General features: G+C 38.2%; 13 protein-coding genes. 1 reads left to right on the top strand and 12 read right to left on the bottom strand.

Going from position 1 to position 18,666, the window contains the following annotated elements:
• The first annotated feature begins 62 nt into the window (after positions 1-62).
• The gene (locus QBE53_05315) at positions 63-1,244 is read left to right on the top strand and encodes a cation:proton antiporter (protein ID WZL82527.1); all 1,182 of its coding nucleotides are present in this window, start codon (positions 63-65) and stop codon (positions 1,242-1,244) included.
• Here QBE53_05315 and QBE53_05310 read toward each other — a convergent pair.
• The 12 genes from QBE53_05310 to QBE53_05255 all read right to left on the bottom strand — a co-directional run bounded on the left by QBE53_05310 (position 1,241) and on the right by QBE53_05255 (position 18,534).
• Positions 1,241-2,923, bottom strand: coding sequence for an EAL domain-containing protein (locus tag QBE53_05310; GenBank protein WZL82526.1), 1,683 nt, complete (start codon positions 2,921-2,923; stop codon positions 1,241-1,243). The two genes, QBE53_05315 and QBE53_05310, sit on opposite strands and share 4 nt — an antisense overlap.
• Positions 2,924-3,015: 92 nt before the next feature.
• Complete coding sequence (locus tag QBE53_05305; GenBank protein ID WZL82525.1) at positions 3,016-4,350, bottom strand: four-carbon acid sugar kinase family protein; 1,335 nt, start codon at positions 4,348-4,350, stop codon at positions 3,016-3,018.
• Between the two features lie 3 nt (positions 4,351-4,353).
• Positions 4,354-5,025, bottom strand: coding sequence for an aspartate/glutamate racemase family protein (locus QBE53_05300; protein WZL82524.1), 672 nt, complete (start codon positions 5,023-5,025; stop codon positions 4,354-4,356).
• The gene (locus QBE53_05295; GenBank protein ID WZL82523.1) at positions 5,022-8,108 is read right to left on the bottom strand and encodes a glycosyl hydrolase; all 3,087 of its coding nucleotides are present in this window, start codon (positions 8,106-8,108) and stop codon (positions 5,022-5,024) included. Before QBE53_05295 ends, QBE53_05300 begins: the two co-directional genes overlap by 4 nt.
• Positions 8,109-8,128: 20 nt before the next feature.
• Complete coding sequence (locus tag QBE53_05290; protein ID WZL82522.1) at positions 8,129-9,190, bottom strand: response regulator; 1,062 nt, start codon at positions 9,188-9,190, stop codon at positions 8,129-8,131.
• Positions 9,168-10,934, bottom strand: a complete 1,767-nt coding sequence (locus QBE53_05285; protein ID WZL82521.1) for a histidine kinase — start codon at positions 10,932-10,934, stop codon at positions 9,168-9,170. The genes QBE53_05290 and QBE53_05285 overlap by 23 nt, the downstream gene beginning before the upstream one ends.
• A 58-nt stretch (positions 10,935-10,992) precedes the next feature.
• The gene (locus tag QBE53_05280; GenBank protein ID WZL82520.1) at positions 10,993-12,270 is read right to left on the bottom strand and encodes a trehalase family glycosidase; all 1,278 of its coding nucleotides are present in this window, start codon (positions 12,268-12,270) and stop codon (positions 10,993-10,995) included.
• An 11-nt stretch (positions 12,271-12,281) separates the two neighbouring features.
• The gene (locus QBE53_05275) at positions 12,282-13,109 is read right to left on the bottom strand and encodes a carbohydrate ABC transporter permease (protein ID WZL82519.1); all 828 of its coding nucleotides are present in this window, start codon (positions 13,107-13,109) and stop codon (positions 12,282-12,284) included.
• Positions 13,110-13,118: 9 nt separating this feature from the next.
• On the bottom strand, positions 13,119-13,997 hold the full coding sequence (locus QBE53_05270; GenBank protein ID WZL82518.1) for a sugar ABC transporter permease: 879 nt from the start codon (positions 13,995-13,997) through the stop codon (positions 13,119-13,121).
• 69 nt (positions 13,998-14,066) lie between these two features.
• Positions 14,067-15,443 (bottom strand): extracellular solute-binding protein, encoded by a 1,377-nt coding sequence (locus QBE53_05265; protein WZL82517.1) that lies wholly within the window; start codon positions 15,441-15,443, stop codon positions 14,067-14,069.
• Between the two features lie 98 nt (positions 15,444-15,541).
• Positions 15,542-17,515 (bottom strand): glycoside hydrolase family 127 protein, encoded by a 1,974-nt coding sequence (locus QBE53_05260; protein ID WZL82516.1) that lies wholly within the window; start codon positions 17,513-17,515, stop codon positions 15,542-15,544.
• Positions 17,509-18,534 (bottom strand): LacI family DNA-binding transcriptional regulator, encoded by a 1,026-nt coding sequence (locus tag QBE53_05255; GenBank protein ID WZL82515.1) that lies wholly within the window; start codon positions 18,532-18,534, stop codon positions 17,509-17,511. The genes QBE53_05260 and QBE53_05255 overlap by 7 nt, the downstream gene beginning before the upstream one ends.
• Between the last annotated feature and the right edge of the window lie 132 nt (positions 18,535-18,666).

Here is an 18,666-nt window from a genome sequence, read left to right as displayed (position 1 = left end):
AAAATAGTAGAGTATCTTTTATCATTACATATTCAGCGACTTACAAAGGATTGGAGCCTATTATGTTATTAAGTATTGCACTCATGGTAATTCTCGGTTTTACGTTAAGCGGACTCTTTACACGCTTGAAGCTTCCAGGCTTATTAGGAATGATGATCACTGGAATCCTTCTAGGTCCCTTTGTGTTAAATCTCATCTCACCAGATATTCTAAATATTTCAAAGGATCTTCGAGAGATTGCCCTTATTGTTATTCTCATACGTGCAGGACTTTCTCTTGATATTCGTGACTTAAAAAAGGTCGGACGACCGGCTATTCTCATGTGTTTTATACCTGCCACTGTTGAGATTATCCTTGTTGTTCTCCTAGCTCCTGTCTTTTTTCAAATAAGCTATATCGAAGCTGCCATCATGGGTACGGTTCTTGCTGCCGTATCACCTGCCGTTGTAGTCCCTCGAATGATTAAGTTAATCGAATCCGGATATGGTAAGGAAAAAAGCATCCCTCAACTCATTTTGGCCGGAGCCTCAGTGGATGATATCTATGTTATCATACTTTTCACTGCATTTATGGGAATGTATGATGGCGCTAATTTTGACAGCATTCAACTGCTAAATGTTCCGTTATCTATCCTTGTTGGTCTCTTAACAGGTGTTATCGGTGGATTAATTCTGGTGCGCATATTTAAAAAAATCCATATGCGCGATACCATTAAAGTATTGATTATCTTGAGCACAGCTTTTTTACTTATTACTTTAGAAGACTTTCTCAAAGGTTTTATCCCTATGTCAGGTTTATTAGGTGTCATGGCCCTAGGAATTACCTTGTTAGAACGATATGAAATCCTTGCCCAACGCATCATGCACAAATTTTCCAAAATATGGGTTGGCGCTGAACTTCTTCTTTTTATTCTTGTCGGCGCCGCAGTCGATATTCGTTATCTCGCCCATACCGGCATCAGTTCCATTGCCATTATCTGTATTGCTCTAATTGGTCGTGTCTTTGCGGTAAACTTAAGCTTAATGAAGACGCCACTCACCCTAAAAGAACGACTTTTTTGTTCGGTTGCATATATGCCAAAAGCCACTGTACAAGCAGCTATAGGCGCAATCCCATTGACACATGGTGTTACCTCAGGTAATCTTATCCTAACAATTGCCGTTCTTTCAATTATGATTACCGCTCCGCTTGGAGCTATCGGAATCGACCGACTACATCCTATACTATTAAAAAAAGCCGATTAATTTATCGGCTTTGGTTTTGAATAATAATATCCTTGAATATAGTCACACTTTTGTGCTTGTAATATTTTTACTTGTTCTTCACTTTCAACACCTTCTGCAACCACTTCTGAACCCAACTCTTTTGTAATCGTAATTATATTTTCCACAAAAATACGACCAACAGTTGTCTCTATAAGGTCAACAATAGATTTGTCTATTTTCACTTCATCAAAAGGCAAGTTAATCAAATGATTTAACGATGCATATCCACTTCCAAAATCATCCATAGAAATTCGAAAGCCTAGGGATCGTAGCAAGGTGATTTTATCAATGATTAAACTCAAATCATTAATAAAGATATCTTCAGTAATTTCAAGAGTAATACGATGAGGGTCTACTTGATATTTTTGGGTTAACCCGATTAATCGATTATAAAATTCTTCCGTATGAATCACCAATGGAGAGATATTTACTGAGACATTGATATCTTCGTGATATATTTTTTGTAGTTTTCCATAATCTTCAAGCACCTTTTCTAAGGACCATATTGTAAATTCAAAGATAAGCTTTGACTGACTAAGCAGCGGTATAAACTCAACAGGAGATACGTACCCTAGACGTTTGGAAAACCATCGAGCCAAGGCTTCTACGCCTACAATCGCTTTGGATTGCACATCAATCTTTTCTTGATAATATAGTACCAGTTCATTTTCCGAAATTGCTTTTCGAACATAGCTTTTTAACAACTCGCTTCGTTCCAATTGCTTATATATGGCTTCTTCATAGCACAATATCTCAGATATATTCTCTTTTTTTCCATATTCAATCGTTGCATTAACCTGTTGAATTAGCTGTTCAAAGGTTTGCTCCTTATGAATATCTTGTGTATATCCAATGGCAAATTCAATCTGATGGTATCGTCCTTCTTCTTCAATAAACTTATCTAAAGCTTTCTTTAGCTCTTTGACTAGCATACGTATCTTTTGAAGATTTCCTTGATGCATCCATACACCAAACTTATCACTTGCTATACGCCCATAAAAATCACCATGTGGTTTTTTTTGAAAATTTTTACCAATCTCTCGAAGGATTTTATCGCCAAAGTCTGTACCGTAGACAGACACAATGGCATTAAGATGGCGCACTTCAAGAATTACCAAACAGGCACCTTCTAAAGCACTGCTAATCTCTTGTTCCACATATTCTCTAAATCCATATCGATTAAGCACCTTTGTGTACTCATCATGATAGGCATGATAGGCCAATTGGCGCTTTAATTTTTTTTGTTCTGTAATATCATTTGACACTGCCAACACACGATAACACTGTCCATCTTTTTCAATAATCGGTACTTTTTTAGTTGTTAACCATACAACTTGTCCATCTGCACGTGTCAGCCGTTCTTCTTCAATATAAATTGTTTTTTTCTCACAAATTGCTTCTAAATCTTTTTCTCGAAAATATAATGTTTCTTCTTTATTTACGCCAAAGTCACAATCTCTACTTCCTTCAAGCGCTTCAACCGTTGTCCCATATGCTTCACTTAATGCTTTATTAACGAGTTCAAAGCGCCCTTCTTTATTTTTTATGGATATAAAACCAGGAATTAAATCGATGACTGCACGCAAAAAATCACGTTCTTCAATATAATTATTAATATAATTGTCTAACTGTACTCCTTGTTGTATTTGCTCATTCATGTATAATCTACCCCGTCTTTATCACTACAATTTGTACCCAAGTAATATTATACTATAAAATCTGCAAAAAAGTAAACCATACTTAACCTATCTTATATAATGATTTCAACAATTTCTTTTAATGTCTCACGTGTGCCGACATTTCCCGGGAAAATAATATAAGGCATACCTGGAAATTTGCTGTCTGCATCCGTTTTCCAAACGGGTATTCCCGGCTTAATTTGTCCTAACACAAGTGCTTTATTTACCTTAAGGGCTTTTGTACCAACATCACTAGATGTAATACCTCCTTTAGCTAAGACAAAGCTTGGTTGAATACTTAGGCGCCCGATAATGCTTGTGAGCGCTCCAGATATACGAACTGATGCCTTTAAGATAGCTTCTTTATCTTTGGTACCCAAATCAATCAGCGTTCGGCTTGTATAAACCACTGTCGTTTTTTGATGCAAGATATTGTCTTGCGCCTGTTGAACAATGCGATCGACTTCTGCCTCTAATCCACCATCCACTTTAACCGTCTCTGCATTAAACTCAATAAACGTTAAGTCTAAGCCTGACTGCTCAAGACATACTAATTGCTCCGTTGTTTTTTTAACATGGGAACCGATAAGAATGATTCCACCATACGAAGTGTTCGTAGGGCGTATATCCTTACGTGTGAGTAGGGCTTTATCCGATATATTGCCTAAGATTTTCGTTAACCCTGCTGCAGAACGTATCAAAAAACGCTTTCCCGACGCAATCGCTTTAATGAATGCTTCCACAAATACTTGAAGCTCTTCATAAGACGTGCTATCAACGATAACTTTATTAAAGCCGTTAACCTCCATTAATCTTTGATAAACAGTGTCGCTACGCCCCTGTCGAAGCAACTCTACATCGATATATATACAATCTTTTGCAAGAAATCGTCCTTTGGTTTTTTCCTCAATAAATGCCCCCAAGTTCGAATGCTGATATCCAAAGGTTTTGTCTTTGGCAAACTCCGTCTCTCCCACAGGAATCAATCCATCACCTTCTTGAATATAATGGACACCGTGCTTTGTCACTCGACCGCCTTCAATAAAAAATGGACAAAGGATTTCACCATCAACAGTTACCTCTCTCTCCGCTAATGTTTCCTTGAGAATTTCTGTTTCGAGAGGATAGTGTCCACGCAGGGTTGAATCCCCACGTGAGACAATGATAAATTCTTTTTCAAGTTCATCCGCTACATGCTGAATATTACTACCTATCTCTCGATGCGCCTTGATTGTCTCCTCTTCACTAAAACTCCTTGAATTTGTCAATATAAAAAACATAGGATTTGGATCTAAAAAAGCTTCGCGAATGGTCTGTCGATCCCAATGGGTATAGACATAAATGCCATGTACCGTTTGAATTCCCGTCGGATCATCATCAAGAACAATTATCTTCATATCATTCATAAATCAAAGGACTCCTTTTACTTTCAACGCATCTTTAATTGCCTTTGCACCAAAGCGCGGACTTGACAGTACTTTTTTGTCGCATTGTGTCGCAATATATTCCTCACAATATGCCATAGATCCTTGTGCAAACAAAATCACATCAACATCCGCTTGTATCTCTTGTGCTTGTTCAAGCATTTTAGCCTTAAAGGTTTCTTGATCAAGTCCAAATGCACCATCAATTAAACCATCAATCAGTTCAATCTCTTTATTCATCTCTCTAGCCACACGACGTAGTGTATTTTTGGTTGGCTCCAAGGTTGAAGCCAAGGTTGCCATAACACCTATTCGCTTTCCACTGCGCACAGCTTCACGACACATTTGTTCATCAATACGAACAATCGGTACACCTATGTACTTTGCCAGGTCTTGGGCTGCATCGGCCACTTCACCTACTGAAGAGCACACATTCATAATCGCATCCGCATCTTGACGGATGGCATCCATATACATAGCGACAAGTTTGGCTGCCGCTATGGACGTCACACGACCTTTTTCTACTGTCTCTGTTAAAACGCTTGCATCTTCATACGTCAACAGTTTAACGTCTGGCCCCACCTGTTGTTTAATCTGCGTCTCAACTGTTTCAATCAATTCTGGGGTAGTACTTGTATAAACTAAAGCTATTTTCATAAACTCTTCCTTTCATCAATGACTCCAAAAGTCACAAAATTGTATTGATCCGTCCAATAGTTTTTATCCCGATCAAAAATTTCTGTTGCATCTGCTTCGGAGTTGCGCTCAACCCAACTCCATTTTCCTGTAAAACTTTCCGGACCCACATTATAACATTCACCATGAATATGATGATGGGGTCCAAACACATTCCGATTGGACGCATAGATTTTGAGCGTCACTTTGTTCATCCCTGTATGAAGATACTCTGTAACATCCACCGTATAGGGTGCCCAATAGGATTTTTTGACAAGTTGATCATTAATATAGAGGTGAATCATCGGTGCTCGTTGTCCCGTCAGATCAAAAATATACCTTTTTCCCTTATCAAGGTTAAGGTCAAGTTCTTGCTCTAATGTCATTACTCCTGCAAAAAACAAAAATCCTTGCTCCACTAAGTTTAACCCAGCTACCCCTTGAGGTAATGCATCAATATAAAACGGGCCTGACGTTGTCAATGTATTACGTTCTGACTTCACATACGAATGGTCACTATATACGCCAAAATCCCCAATGAGATAAATACTTTCTAGTTCAACATCATAGGTTATCTTATTTTTTTCCGTCTCGTATACACCTTCACCATATAATACATCATACACCTTTTGGGGCTGTCTAAACTCTGTAGATAGCTTAATGCTATTCTTACCTTGATGCAAGAAGGGACGAACAGACATGGTTCTAAAGGATTTATCCTTCCAGTATCCTTGGTCTTGAACCTTCACCTCATGCGCGTTAATCCTGAGTGTATATTTATCCATATCCTCAACTACCAATTGGATGTCCGATATGTCCTTAATATCTGTACGTATCTCTACATCAAAAAACATTTCTATTGTACATGGTCTTTGCAAGTCCATCAATTGCTTTTGAAGCGCGATAACAGAGATAGGTCCTTCAAGGCGTCCGCCATCAATGCGATATTGGCACATATCAAGTGTAAGGGCATTGTTATCAATCTCCTTAAGTTTCCATGATGGATGCATCAGAAGGTCTTGTGGCGCATCCGACTTTTTCTTATACATAATAACATGGGACTGCATTGGATAAAACCGTTGTTCAAATATTGTATACCCTGGATGGTTCTTAGCTAATATCTCTTGATGGTCCCCTGTATTCATGTCCAAGGCAGTAAGTTCTATGGATTCTTCGAAGAGTGTAATGTGGGCATCATAGGTTTTTTCTTTACTTAGGTTCACCATATAAACGATAATCCCATCATTACATTCACGTAGCTGGTAATGGATATCCGGAATTTGTGCATTCTCTTGTTCAATCGATATATGTACCGCTGCATTTTCTTGCAATACTTCACGTAACTTATTCAATTCGACACCAACTAACTTCTGATTGAAGTCCTGGAGTTTTTCTTCTGATCCATTTGTAAAAGGAATCTCTCCATCCACACAGTATACACTCCCGCCTTGGCTCACAAACTCTGATAAGAGCGCCAAAGTTTTTTCATCAATTGCATACATCAGCGGAAGGATGACCGTCTTATACGCCACATTGCCAACCCATAACTGCTTCTCTTTGACACGACCATATTTTGCCAGGATGGTTTCATCGCCAAGATGGTAACTAATATGCTCTTCTGATAGTCGGGTACAAACCTGTGTAAAACGATCATCCAAACGTCGAATCGCATCGGTTCGAGTCCCATTATAGACCACATAACCGCTTCGCATCGGGTGGAGTAAAAGTGCATCGGCTAATTGTTCACCTTCGGATAGGACCACATTAAGACGTCCTAAGTAATCATTAAAGACTTTATATTCATCCCACCATGTCTGCTGAATAAAAAGTGAAGGCGGATAATCCCGTTTTCTGACGCCACGAATGGTATAACCTTCCAGATGCTGGCAGATACGATTGACACCATTAACATACTGCCATTCTGCAATCCATTTTAATTCTTCAAGGGATACATCCCAACCACACAGGGCAAACGATTCTGAAAGTACGGTCTTATGACCTAACTGGGCAGCAACCGAACCCACTTGCTTTGCAATAACCGGGGAAGCAATCGGTCGACGCAACCAGTCAATGCCCGGCATATGCATATATTCATAGAACGGCATTACGCCTGCGGTACTTGTCATCTGACTAAAAATACTCTCTTCCATCATTAAATGTCCCGTAAGTTGAACGTTATGTTCTTCACACCAATCATATAAAGTTTCCATAAATCCATGAACAAACATATGACTGACTGTTACCCAAAAGTCATAACGGTATTTTTGACCGTCTTTGATATCTATAAAAAGCGCCGGTAAAACCTCCATAACATCGTATGCATGCATCTTAAGAAACTGCTCTGCCAAACAATCTGACCATGCCAAATCCCCAAAACGGTCACACGATAGTCTTGGTTCATCTGTGAAAAATCCTTTGACCGTTTTGCCAAATTCATCCCCAAAGCGCTTATAATACTCATCATGTGTGGTTTGGGTAAATGCCACAATCGCTTCTTTATTTAATGTATCCACATAATAAGGATTATTTTTTTTAATTATAATTAAAAACTCTTCACTTGCTGTAAGCTCTTGATTGTAATCTGTAAAATCCGGTTCATAATTGATGGAAATAGTTTCTATAATATCCTTTTGTCTTTCATATATATAGATTCCTAATATATTGTTAGGATGGGCACTGACTATGTTTTTAGCTTCATCCAAGGAGCTACTACGTAACATCTGCATGTATTTGGCATGATATGCTTCATCCATAGCCGGAACACGTCCACCAGCAAAACCACTTGGCCAGCCTTCTTCATCATAAATCCATGCTTCCATCTGATTAGCCTTGGCTTGTTGAATCCCGGCGTCTATACACTCATACCATTCTTGACTTAAATACTCTGTACGCAGTCCAGAACGTGCATGCATAAAAAAGCCTCCCAGTCCTTGTTTATGCATTTCATCGATTTGATATGTAATCTCTTCTATCTCAAGCTGGTCATTCCACGACCAAAAAGGCAAGGGTCTATGACCAACCTGTGGCTCCTTGATTTTATTGACAAGCATTTCTTTAGAATTCATTGTATTCTCCTATCTTTTTCCTAGTCAGCTTCTCTTCGTGCACCTTTATATTCACTTGGTGTCTTACCTTCATAACGTTTAAATATTTCACAAAAATAGCGATAATTACTATACCCCACTGCATGGCTTACATTGGCTACTTTTTCTCCTTGAAGCAATAATTCTTTCGCCTTATTTATTCTAAACTTCGTCAAATATTTAATAAAACTTGTTCCAACCTCTTCCTTAAATAATTGACTCAAATAACTTGGCGTTACCTTAACCATGTCTGCCAGCTCATTCAACCCAAAATCCTCGGCGTAATTTTCTGCTATATATCCCAAAACTTTCAAAATCGTTTGGTTATGACTTCCTACCTTAAGGGCTTCCATTTTTTTAATCATACTTTCGGCAATTGCAAACATATATCGGTTAACCTCTTGCTTTGAGTGTGTTAATTCCAGGTTCTTATATGAAGGAAAATGTTGATTGACTTCATACGATGCATGTCCGTCAAAAAAAACACCTAATAAACTACATATAAGCTTATAGCTTTCAGATTTATATGTATCCAAATCTGAATAGAGGATGTCTAAAATGCGAAGCGCTTCTTTAATGGACGTATCGATGTCCTCCGATTTATTGCATTGAATTTTTTTAGTTATTTCTTCCGTTAAATGGTGCAGTCGTTCCAGTTGCTCTTTTTCTTTTTCTGAATAATGTTTTTCTTCTTGGATTTGTCCTTCAGCCTTTTTTAGAATATCTCGAATTTTTTCCTTGGTAATCGGCTTATCTATATAACCAATAACCCCAAGATCAAGGGCTGTTCTGGCATATTCAAATTCTTGAAATCCACTGATAACAATAAAAACTGCATCCGGGTTAATCTGCTTGGCACGTTTTATCATCTCTAAACCATCAATCCCAGGCATGCGAATATCTGTCATAATCACCTTAGGCTGAACTTTTTTTATCACGTCCAGTGCTGATAAACCATCATTAGCCGTTCCGACAACCTCATAGTTTAGACCCATTTTTTTCAAAATCGCCTTCACGCCTTCTACTACCACAAATTCATCATCAAATACCGCTAATCGAATCATGTCCATCCTCCTTATGCAGCTCTATATTCCATGGGATAATCAGGGATACCTCTGTGCCAAAGCCAACTTTCGAACTGACCTCAACGCCATATCCCTCTCCATAACATAATCGGATGCGTTCTTTAACATTTTGTATTCCATAACCTTGTCGGATGCGTTCCATATCTGCGATACCAACACCATTATCCATAATCTTAAAACACATAGCCTTTGCATCAATCAATCGTCCTTCAATCCTTACCCATCCAGGCCCAAGTTTTTTTTCAAGTCCATGTAGGATGGCATTTTCGACAAACGGCTGTAAAATCAGCTTAATCATCTCGTAATCTAACAACGCTTCATCAATATCAATCTGCAAATCAAACCGCCCATTAAAACGATAGTTCTGAATCGCCATATATTCTTGAATATGTCGTATCTCTTCTGAAACTTTAATCATGGTCTTACCTTTATTCAAACTTAATTTGAAGATATTGGATAAAGATTCAACCATGGATGCGATTTTTTCATTATCTTCAATCATCGCCATACAATATAACGAGTCCAAGGTGTTATACAAAAAATGGGGATTAATCTGCGCCTGTAAAAGTAAGAGTTCGGACTCTCTTTCATGAAGCTGTGCACTCAACAGACGCTCTCTAAGTTCAAGGTTATTATTGACCATTTCTTTAAACTTATGCCCAAGCTTTCCTATTTCCGTGGTATCAAACTGCTCTTGTATATCGCGATTCCCTTCACCGACCTCTTCTATGACTGTCGCCAACTGATTTAGCGGACGATAGATATGGGTTGCAATTTTACGAGCAATAAATATACTCATTAAAATAAGGATAAATAATGTGATCAGAATAAGCATCCCAATATAGAGACTATCCTTTTCCAGATCCTCTTTATCAATTACATTAATGAGTTCCCATCCAGTTATTCGATTTTTTGAAGAACTAAATAAATACGACTGGGTCTCTTTATTTAAATAGGCTTGCGCTATGGTTTCCTTACGCATCGCATCACCATTGATAAAAACAATGGCATGGTCGCTCATGGGACTTACAACCATGGAGCTCACCGACGCATAACGCTCAATGCCTTTTCCAAAAGCTTTTTCAAAAATATTATGGCGCAGACTAATAACCATATATCCCACAAACTCTCCGCTAAAAGGTTCAATCAACTTTTTTGTCATGGAAAAATAGGGCTTACTCTTGCCCAACAAAACATCATAACTATAGAAGCGTTCCTTTCCTTCAAGCGCATTGGTCTCCAAAACCCAAGGTTCATTTAAGATATCGATCTCATTATAATACTTTTGAAAATCTCCACTTCGATTACGTTTATAATAAAATTTTGCTTTTCCATCTGTACTAATAAGCGAAATCCCTTCAACTTCTGTATAAAGACCTGCAAGTTCAGTTAAAGCTCTTGATAGCTCAAGATCATCCACACTGGAAAAAAGTTTTCCCGAATATCCTTGCGGTGCTTTTTTAAGAACCTCCATAATACGCTGGTCAAGCAAAGAGTTTCGCACAGAATCAATAATATTATCTAGCTGGATATCAACAATGTTTGACGACACGTCAAGATTATAGGTATAGGCTTCTTTATAGTTGCGTTCAATAATATATTTTGAAATATTAAACGCAACCACTCCAAGAAGCATCGAAGACAAAACAGCAATCGTTATCATGGCATAAAGCACTTGTTGTCGAATTTTTAGTTCCTTAAGATACCTTCTGATCTTACCCATAACCTTAAACCCTTTCTACATCTACATTTTAAGTTCTAAGGTATATTGTATCACGCTCTTATGTCAAAGTCATTGTCCCCAAAAGGTCAATACCCTGTTCAGATAAGTCATCAATCATATTGAGCAGCAATATATTCCAATTGACAAATCCACCATTCATAATCGGTTTTCCGGTATAGGGGTCATAATATTCATGTAGACATCCTGTCATTTGCATATCCCCTTCTAAAAGTTTTAATGTCCTAGCTGCCAAGGATGTCGCCTCATCCCTATGTCCATAATTTAGCAATCCTTTAAAGACACAATAGTTAGCCACGAGCCATATCGGTCCAAGCCAGTTTGACGGATTATTGGTTATACTTAAGTCAAACATTTTCTCATCTTTGGCCAACGTCGTAATGCCATAAGGACTCCAAAACGTCTCTGGATCTCTTGCATGTTCCATGAGCGCTTCGCTTTGTCCAGGTGATGCTATCTGAGCTAATAAGGGTAAAAATCCGGACCAAGTACGAATCTTAATCGGCAACGTCTTCCAAAAGACTCCCAATCCCTGATGTATCCATTCAAAAGGTCGCGTCTTAATATCCACATCCACCGAATAGAAAAACCGATCCCTAGAATCCCAACATTCTTCTTCAATAACCTCAGCAAGAGCCTTTTTCTTTGTAACAAATCGCTCAATAATCTCCTGAGGCTGATTCAAGGCTTTTAATAGAGTAATCATCGCTTCAAATTCGAGAATCATAAAACTATTAAGGTATATATTGGCCGTTGAGAACCTAGGACGTCCAAAGGTCGCCGGATCGTTATCCATGCCGATCATGATATCATCTGCCCATACATATAGACCTTTGTCTTCAAAAAAATAATGGGTATCATAGCATTCAAAATATTTTTCTAGCTGTCCAAGCTTATCTGCAACCCAACTATAGCCGTCAAAAAACTCACTAATCAAAACAATTTGCTGACACAAAAAAGGCTTATGCATATTCAGAATATGGCCTTCTTTATGCTTTATATTCAAATAAGGTCTTGGCCAATCAGCCACTTCAATCATCATAGGAATATAGCCATCTTCCAGTTGATGGTCAAAAAAATTCAACACATTACCTTTGCTGTGACGTTCAAGTTGCTCATCAAATGCCGCATCTTGATAATGTTTTGAAAAAGACATCAAACCATATACTGACCAATAAGTATCCCAATCCCATACGTTTCCATCATACACAGATCCCGGATCAATAAACGGATAGCGGATAAACCCTCGTGGTTGTTTAAATATCTTATCCATATTGTCCTTAATATATTGGTATGTTTTTAACTCCTGAATATTCATCTTCGCTCCTTTTATCCTTTAACTGCTCCTGAGGTCAATCCTTCGATAACACGTTTGTTGAGTAAAATGTATATAAATAAAAGCGGCATGACACTCATCGATACAGAAGCAAAAATAGCTCCCCAGTTTTTCGCACCAAATTCCGTCTCAAAGTATAAGAGTCCGGTTTGAATCGTTTTTAAATTGGACGAACTGATAAAGGTCATGGAGAATAATAGATCGTTCCACTTGAAGAAAAACTGCAACACAAGAATCGTCATCACTGCATTTTTCATAAGCGGCATCACGATATGCCACATCAGCCGATATATATCACATCCATCAATAACTGCTGCCTCAAGTATTTCCTGTGGCAACGCACGCATATAACTCGTCACCAAGAAAAATGATAGGGAAAGCCCAAAGGCAATATACACTAAGATTAAACCTGTACGTGAATTTAATAGATTTACTTTATTATATATTTGAAACAAAGGAATAAGGGCTGTTGCTATTGGAACCATGATTCCCATATCAAAGAACATCGCTACTTTCTTTCGCATCTTCCATCGCATTTTTGTCAATGCAAAACCAACGGTCACACTAAAATACACGATAAAAAACAAGGCAACAAGGGTGGCAACCAAACTATTGAAAAAATAAGTAGACATATGCCCTCTGGTCCATGCATCGATGTAGTTTTGAAAATGAAATCCGCTATTTAGTGCATATGCCGGTTTTGACACCCATTCATGTTGTTGTTTAAATGATGCCGTCAACATCCAAAAAATAGGATATGTCTCAATGAGACACAATATAAAAATCAGCATTTTTATGAGTATGTTTTTTAATGTTTTCATCCTATCCTCCTAATAGCTTTCGTCAAATCTACGAATGAGTTTCGATCCTACAAAGCATAGCGCAAATACAAAAATGGCGATGACACTTCCATAGCCCATATTGTTATATCCAAAAGCGACGTTATACATATACATCGATAAGGACTTGGTTGCATTTCCAGGACCTCCACCCGTTAAGGCCAAGGCAGATTCAAACATTTTTACTGTTCCTGTAAAACTAAACACAAGACATGTAATGGTTACAGGTTTTAGTAGAGGTGCAATAATATGTCGAAAAAGTTGTCGCCCATTACATCCGTCAATGCTTGCAGCTTCAATGATGTCTCCAGGAATATCTAACAATGCTCCATAATAAATGATGGCATAAAATCCCATAGCCACCCATATGTCCATGGCAATCAAACAGTACAACGCTGTTGAAGCCTGACCAATCCATGGTTGGACTAAACTTTCAAGACCGACAGCCGACAACACACTATTGAGCAAACCATAGTTTGGCTGAATCTCATATATCTTTGCAAACAAATGTCCAACAGCTACCGTTGGTAATACCACCGGAAAGAACACAAGGGTTCTAACTAAACTCTTAAAGCGTTTTAACCAAAACTCAAACATCAGCGCAAGCGCAAGTCCTAAACCAACTTGTCCCAACATAACAATCGCTATATATCGAATATTGACCCATAATGCCGCTTTAAAGTTACTGTCTTTAAATAATTTGATATAATTGGCAATACCTGCAAACTCCCACTTTAACCCAGGTGTCCCTGAAAAAAACGAATAATAGAAGGACCATACCACCGGCAGAGCTACTAAAATCGAATATAAAATTAACGGCGGCAACACAAAAATTGCAATCGCCTTTTTATTACTAAGTACTTTGTTCATGAATACACCATCTTTCTGTTATAATAAAGGTGTCAATGCAGACCACTGACACCTTTATGTTACATGTTGTTAACGACTAAGATCATACGCTTCTTGAATAGATTCCATATATTCTTGCGGAGTCATATCCCCATTAATGAGCGTCTGTACATTTTCTTGAGCAACCGTTGATACTTCTGAACTCATTTTCGCTTCATACCATGCAAAAGCTGTTTCTGCATTCATGATTTTATCTAAAACCAAACTCGTATAATGTGTCATTTCGCCTTCTTCTACTGTATATACATACCCTTTAACTGTTCCTTGAGTACTCATAGCTTCATTGCCGATTTCTTCAACAAAATACTTTAAGAACCACGCCGTACCATCATCATACTTTTCTTTGTCCATCGCTAAGATGTTACCACAGTTCATTGAATATGAATTACTATCGCTCACCTTCGAATCCACTACAGGAATGTTAAAGAATCCGATTCCTTCTTCACCTTGTAAGTTATATGTAGGATCGTTTAAGTTCGATGTAAACCAGCTTCCATTATAGAAAATCGCTGCTTGACTAGAACATAACATTGTTCCTGCTGTATTCATATCTACTGTTGTTACCCCTTGACCAAAGTAGCCTTTTTCTGCCCATTCTTGGATTTTAGCGGCTCCTTCTACATAACCTTCATCTGTATATTTTGCATCGCCATTGGCTGCTGCAGTCATTGCATTTTCTCCGAGTAGACGTACTGTATAGGCATTAACTAATCGTGTTGCGCCCCATTTGTCACCTGCTCCACAAGATAATGGCTGAATGCCTGCCGCATGTAACTTTTCTAAAACCACTTCAAACTCATCCCAAGTCTCTGGTGCTTCAACACCTGCTTGTTCAAACAAAGCCTTGTTATACCAAAAACCTTCAATATTTAATCCAAGAGGTAAGTCATAAAGCTCGTTGGTTTCTGCAAGGTTTTTAAGCAAGGATACTGCCGATGGATTCATCATGTCCATAGCTCCGATACGCTCAAGTTCTGAACCGATATCAAGAACTTTGCCAGCATCAACCAACTCTTTTAGCGGTGTTCCGGATTCATAGGCAAAAAAGTCCGGCAAGTCATTGGATGAAGCCAATGTAGCAATCTTTGTCTTCATATCGTCTGCTGATACCAACTCATATTCATAAGAGAAGTTTGGATTGACTTCATCTTGATATCTTTGAAGAATGTTATTAATAAGGATACCATTATCGTTATCTTCAGCCCATATGGATAAAATCTTAATATGCTTTTCAAGTTGTGGATCTTCGCCTGTAAAATCCGACGTATTCACATTATCTGAGCTGCCTTGATTTGATTCTTGTGATGTTCCTTCATTACTTTGCGCTCCTTCGTCTTTGCCACAGCCTGAAAATGCCGCTGTCATAAGACATAACATAAGAACAAGTGCCAATACTTTCTTTTTCATTGTTTTCCCTCCAAATTAATATATTAAGTTAATTTAACTACATTTTTATCTTACCATCTTCTATTTTAAGAATATAGTCTCTCATTTCTTATATTATGTCAGAGTTTTTCATATGGAAACGTAATCGGAAGCCATATCTTCATCTCTTCAACCCCGCGATTATCCCATGCAAAGTAAGGAATCATCCGCATCTTTTTACGTTCAAAACCTTGAAAATCTAAGGTTTGATACAAGCTATCCCGTTCTTTTTCAGGTCGCTTCATAACAAGAACATCCGCTTCTAGCGCCATAACGTCTCGATCCATAATCGTATATGTGTGTTCTGTAAAATTGACATCCGGCGTGAGCATAATATCATCAACGGTTGCCACATCAATATCAAATGATTCCACACAATATACAAGCGGTCCTTTTTCAACAGCCACTTGGTTCGTATCTTCTTCAACCATAGGATGAGCGGTTGTTAGACGAACGTCCATGTCAAAAAACACTTCAATCTTCGTCTCCACATTCCCAGCCAAGGCTACTTGGACAAATGTGTTGGCATCTTTAGCTTCTAGTATTATCCTTTTACCATATCCATCTTGAATATATCCCTTTTGGACCCAGCTAGGTATTCTCACGCCTATATAGGCTCCCTCATTATTGGTAACAGGTCGTACATTAAATTCTACCCGACCATGATAGGGATAATCGGTCTTTTGCTCCACATAAAATTGTGTCTGTTCATCTAAAGCTACTGTCGCCGTGTTTGCCCCATACATGCCCACATAAACCGTGTCCTTCGAAGTGCTATAGGCATATTCCGTGCTTTGGGCAATCACACGTGCGACATTTGGAGGACAACAATAACTTGTAATATATTCCGTACGTGTCAATGGCCACACCAGTTCATACTTCAACTCTTTGGTTCTACGCAACATGTTTTCATAAAAATATTTACGACCGTCTAAACTAATCGCTGCTAAGTTGAGGTTTAGCATAGTTTTTTCCAACATATCATAAAAATGCGCTTCTTTTTTTATTGCAAACATTCTATGTGCCCACATCACTAGCCCAACACTGGCACATGTCTCATTATACGCCGTAATATTTGGCAATTGATATTCATATCCATAGGCTTGATGAACTTTTTGATCGACAAAAAAGTTCCCATAAGGAGAGACACCGTTATAGAGCGCTCCACATCCACCATTAATATAAATCTTATGGTTGACCAAACTATGCCACACCTTATCCAGCATTTTTACATATTCAGAGTCTCCCGTTTCTAAGTAGAGGTCTGCAACACCGCTATAGAGATAATTTGCACGGACCGCATGTCCGATAATGCTTTCATGTTCTTTTAACTTCGTTCTATCTTGGTTATCATCTGTTCCATCTTCAACTGAATCTCTTAGTTCAATCGCCGTTGTTGCAAGTTTTAGATACTTTGCATCTTGGGTCGTTCGATACATCTCAATTAACCCCATATAATGGGATGGGCAGACTGCGGTTTGTACTTCTCCTTTTTGTGCAGCCTCTATATATAAGCGTTCTAGATAGTCCGCCGTACGAATGGCTACATTTAAGAGGCGTTTGCTACCGGTCATTCGATAATGCAGACAAGCTGTTGTAAATAGATGCCCAAAATTATAAACTTCAAAATCGTTAATATCACCCATGCGAGCAATACCATTTTGATTCATCTCACCGATAATCTGTTTTGTTGATAGGTATCCGTCCGGTTGCTGAGCACGTTCTATCAGGGCAATGTATCCATCAATTTCTTCTAATAATGCTTGGTCGTTGTAGCGCGTCGCAGAATACAGCGCCGCTTCCATCCATTTGTAAAAATCCCCATCACCAAATACGGTTCCTGCATGTTCCCCTTCTACCTCTTTAGCACAGATTCGAAAGTTTTCAACGACATGACTGACCTCTTTATCATCAAACATTTTCTTTAGTTGAGGAACGGTTGCTTTGGCACATACCTTTACACTATCTGCCCATAATCCTTGTGTCCAGGTAACTGCATCATGAGGCAGTGAATGAATCTTTGCGTATTTTGATTTTTTTGTATCTGTTAACATAATCTTCTCCTTTGCTTTACACTCTGACGCGATACGACAGAGGTCATAATCTCTACTTTTTGGATGCCTAAAAGCGAATTTTCCACTTGACGCATCAACATATTAACCGCCACTTTACCCATGGCATATTGGGGAGATTTAATCGTCGTTAATGGGGGATTCATTATTTGGCTATAGGCAATATCATCAAATCCGATGATTGATATATCCTCTCCGACCGTATACCCTAATTGGGTCAGCGCCTTATATGCCTCTATGGCAACAATATCATTATCGGCAAAAAAAGCTGTCGGCAAAGAACATATTCCACTTAGTTTTTCCAGCACTTGTTGATACAACGTCTGGTTACTATCGCTTTTTAGAAAAACGATATGCGTAGGTTCAATCTCCAGCTTCCATTGTTGCATGGAACGCATAAATCCAAAGTAGCGTTCTTGAAAATTATTCGCATTATCTGCTACATGAACATAGCCAATCGAAGCATGCCCTTTTTCAATGAAGTGATTAATCGCTAGTTGAACCCCTTGTTCATTATTGATTACAACACAATGAATCGGAAGATTGTACATGTAATTATCCATAAGAATAATAGGTATATCCAACTTTAAAAGCATTTGTACATATTTTTGTCGAATTTCTGTACCCAATAAAACGATTCCATCAATGTTAGCCGGCACTTGATCTTCAACAAATTTTTGTATGGATATATTATCTATGTATTGAATAACCACTTTACATTGCTCTTGTTTTGCGCCACTTTCTATGCCAATCATCACCTGCTCAAAAACTTGTGAAAAATATGGCACCCTGCTTTCATCCAACTCAATGTTACGATGAACTAAGAATAGCACTGTTTTATCTGAAGATACTTTTTTTATCCCCATACCATATTGCGTTTCTTGAATTGCTTTTAGCACTTTTGCTCGGGTCGCATCACTTACCCCCGGTTTATTATTCATAACAAGTGATACACTTGCCGCAGATATTCCAAGATTTTTTGCTATATCCTTCGCTCGCACAATCAACCCCCTTTTGCATATACTTAATTTATTTAATTAAATATTTAGTTAAAATTATATTCTTTTTCAGTGAATTAGTCAAGTATTTTCAATTTTTTGGGGTTTTTTTCTTATATTTAGTTGACTTTTCCT

It is taken from the genome of Vallitaleaceae bacterium 9-2 (assembly GCA_038396585.1).
In the GTDB taxonomy this organism is placed as follows: Bacteria; Bacillota; Clostridia; order Lachnospirales; family Vallitaleaceae; genus UBA1351.
This window is presented reverse-complemented; position numbering and strand designations above follow the sequence as displayed.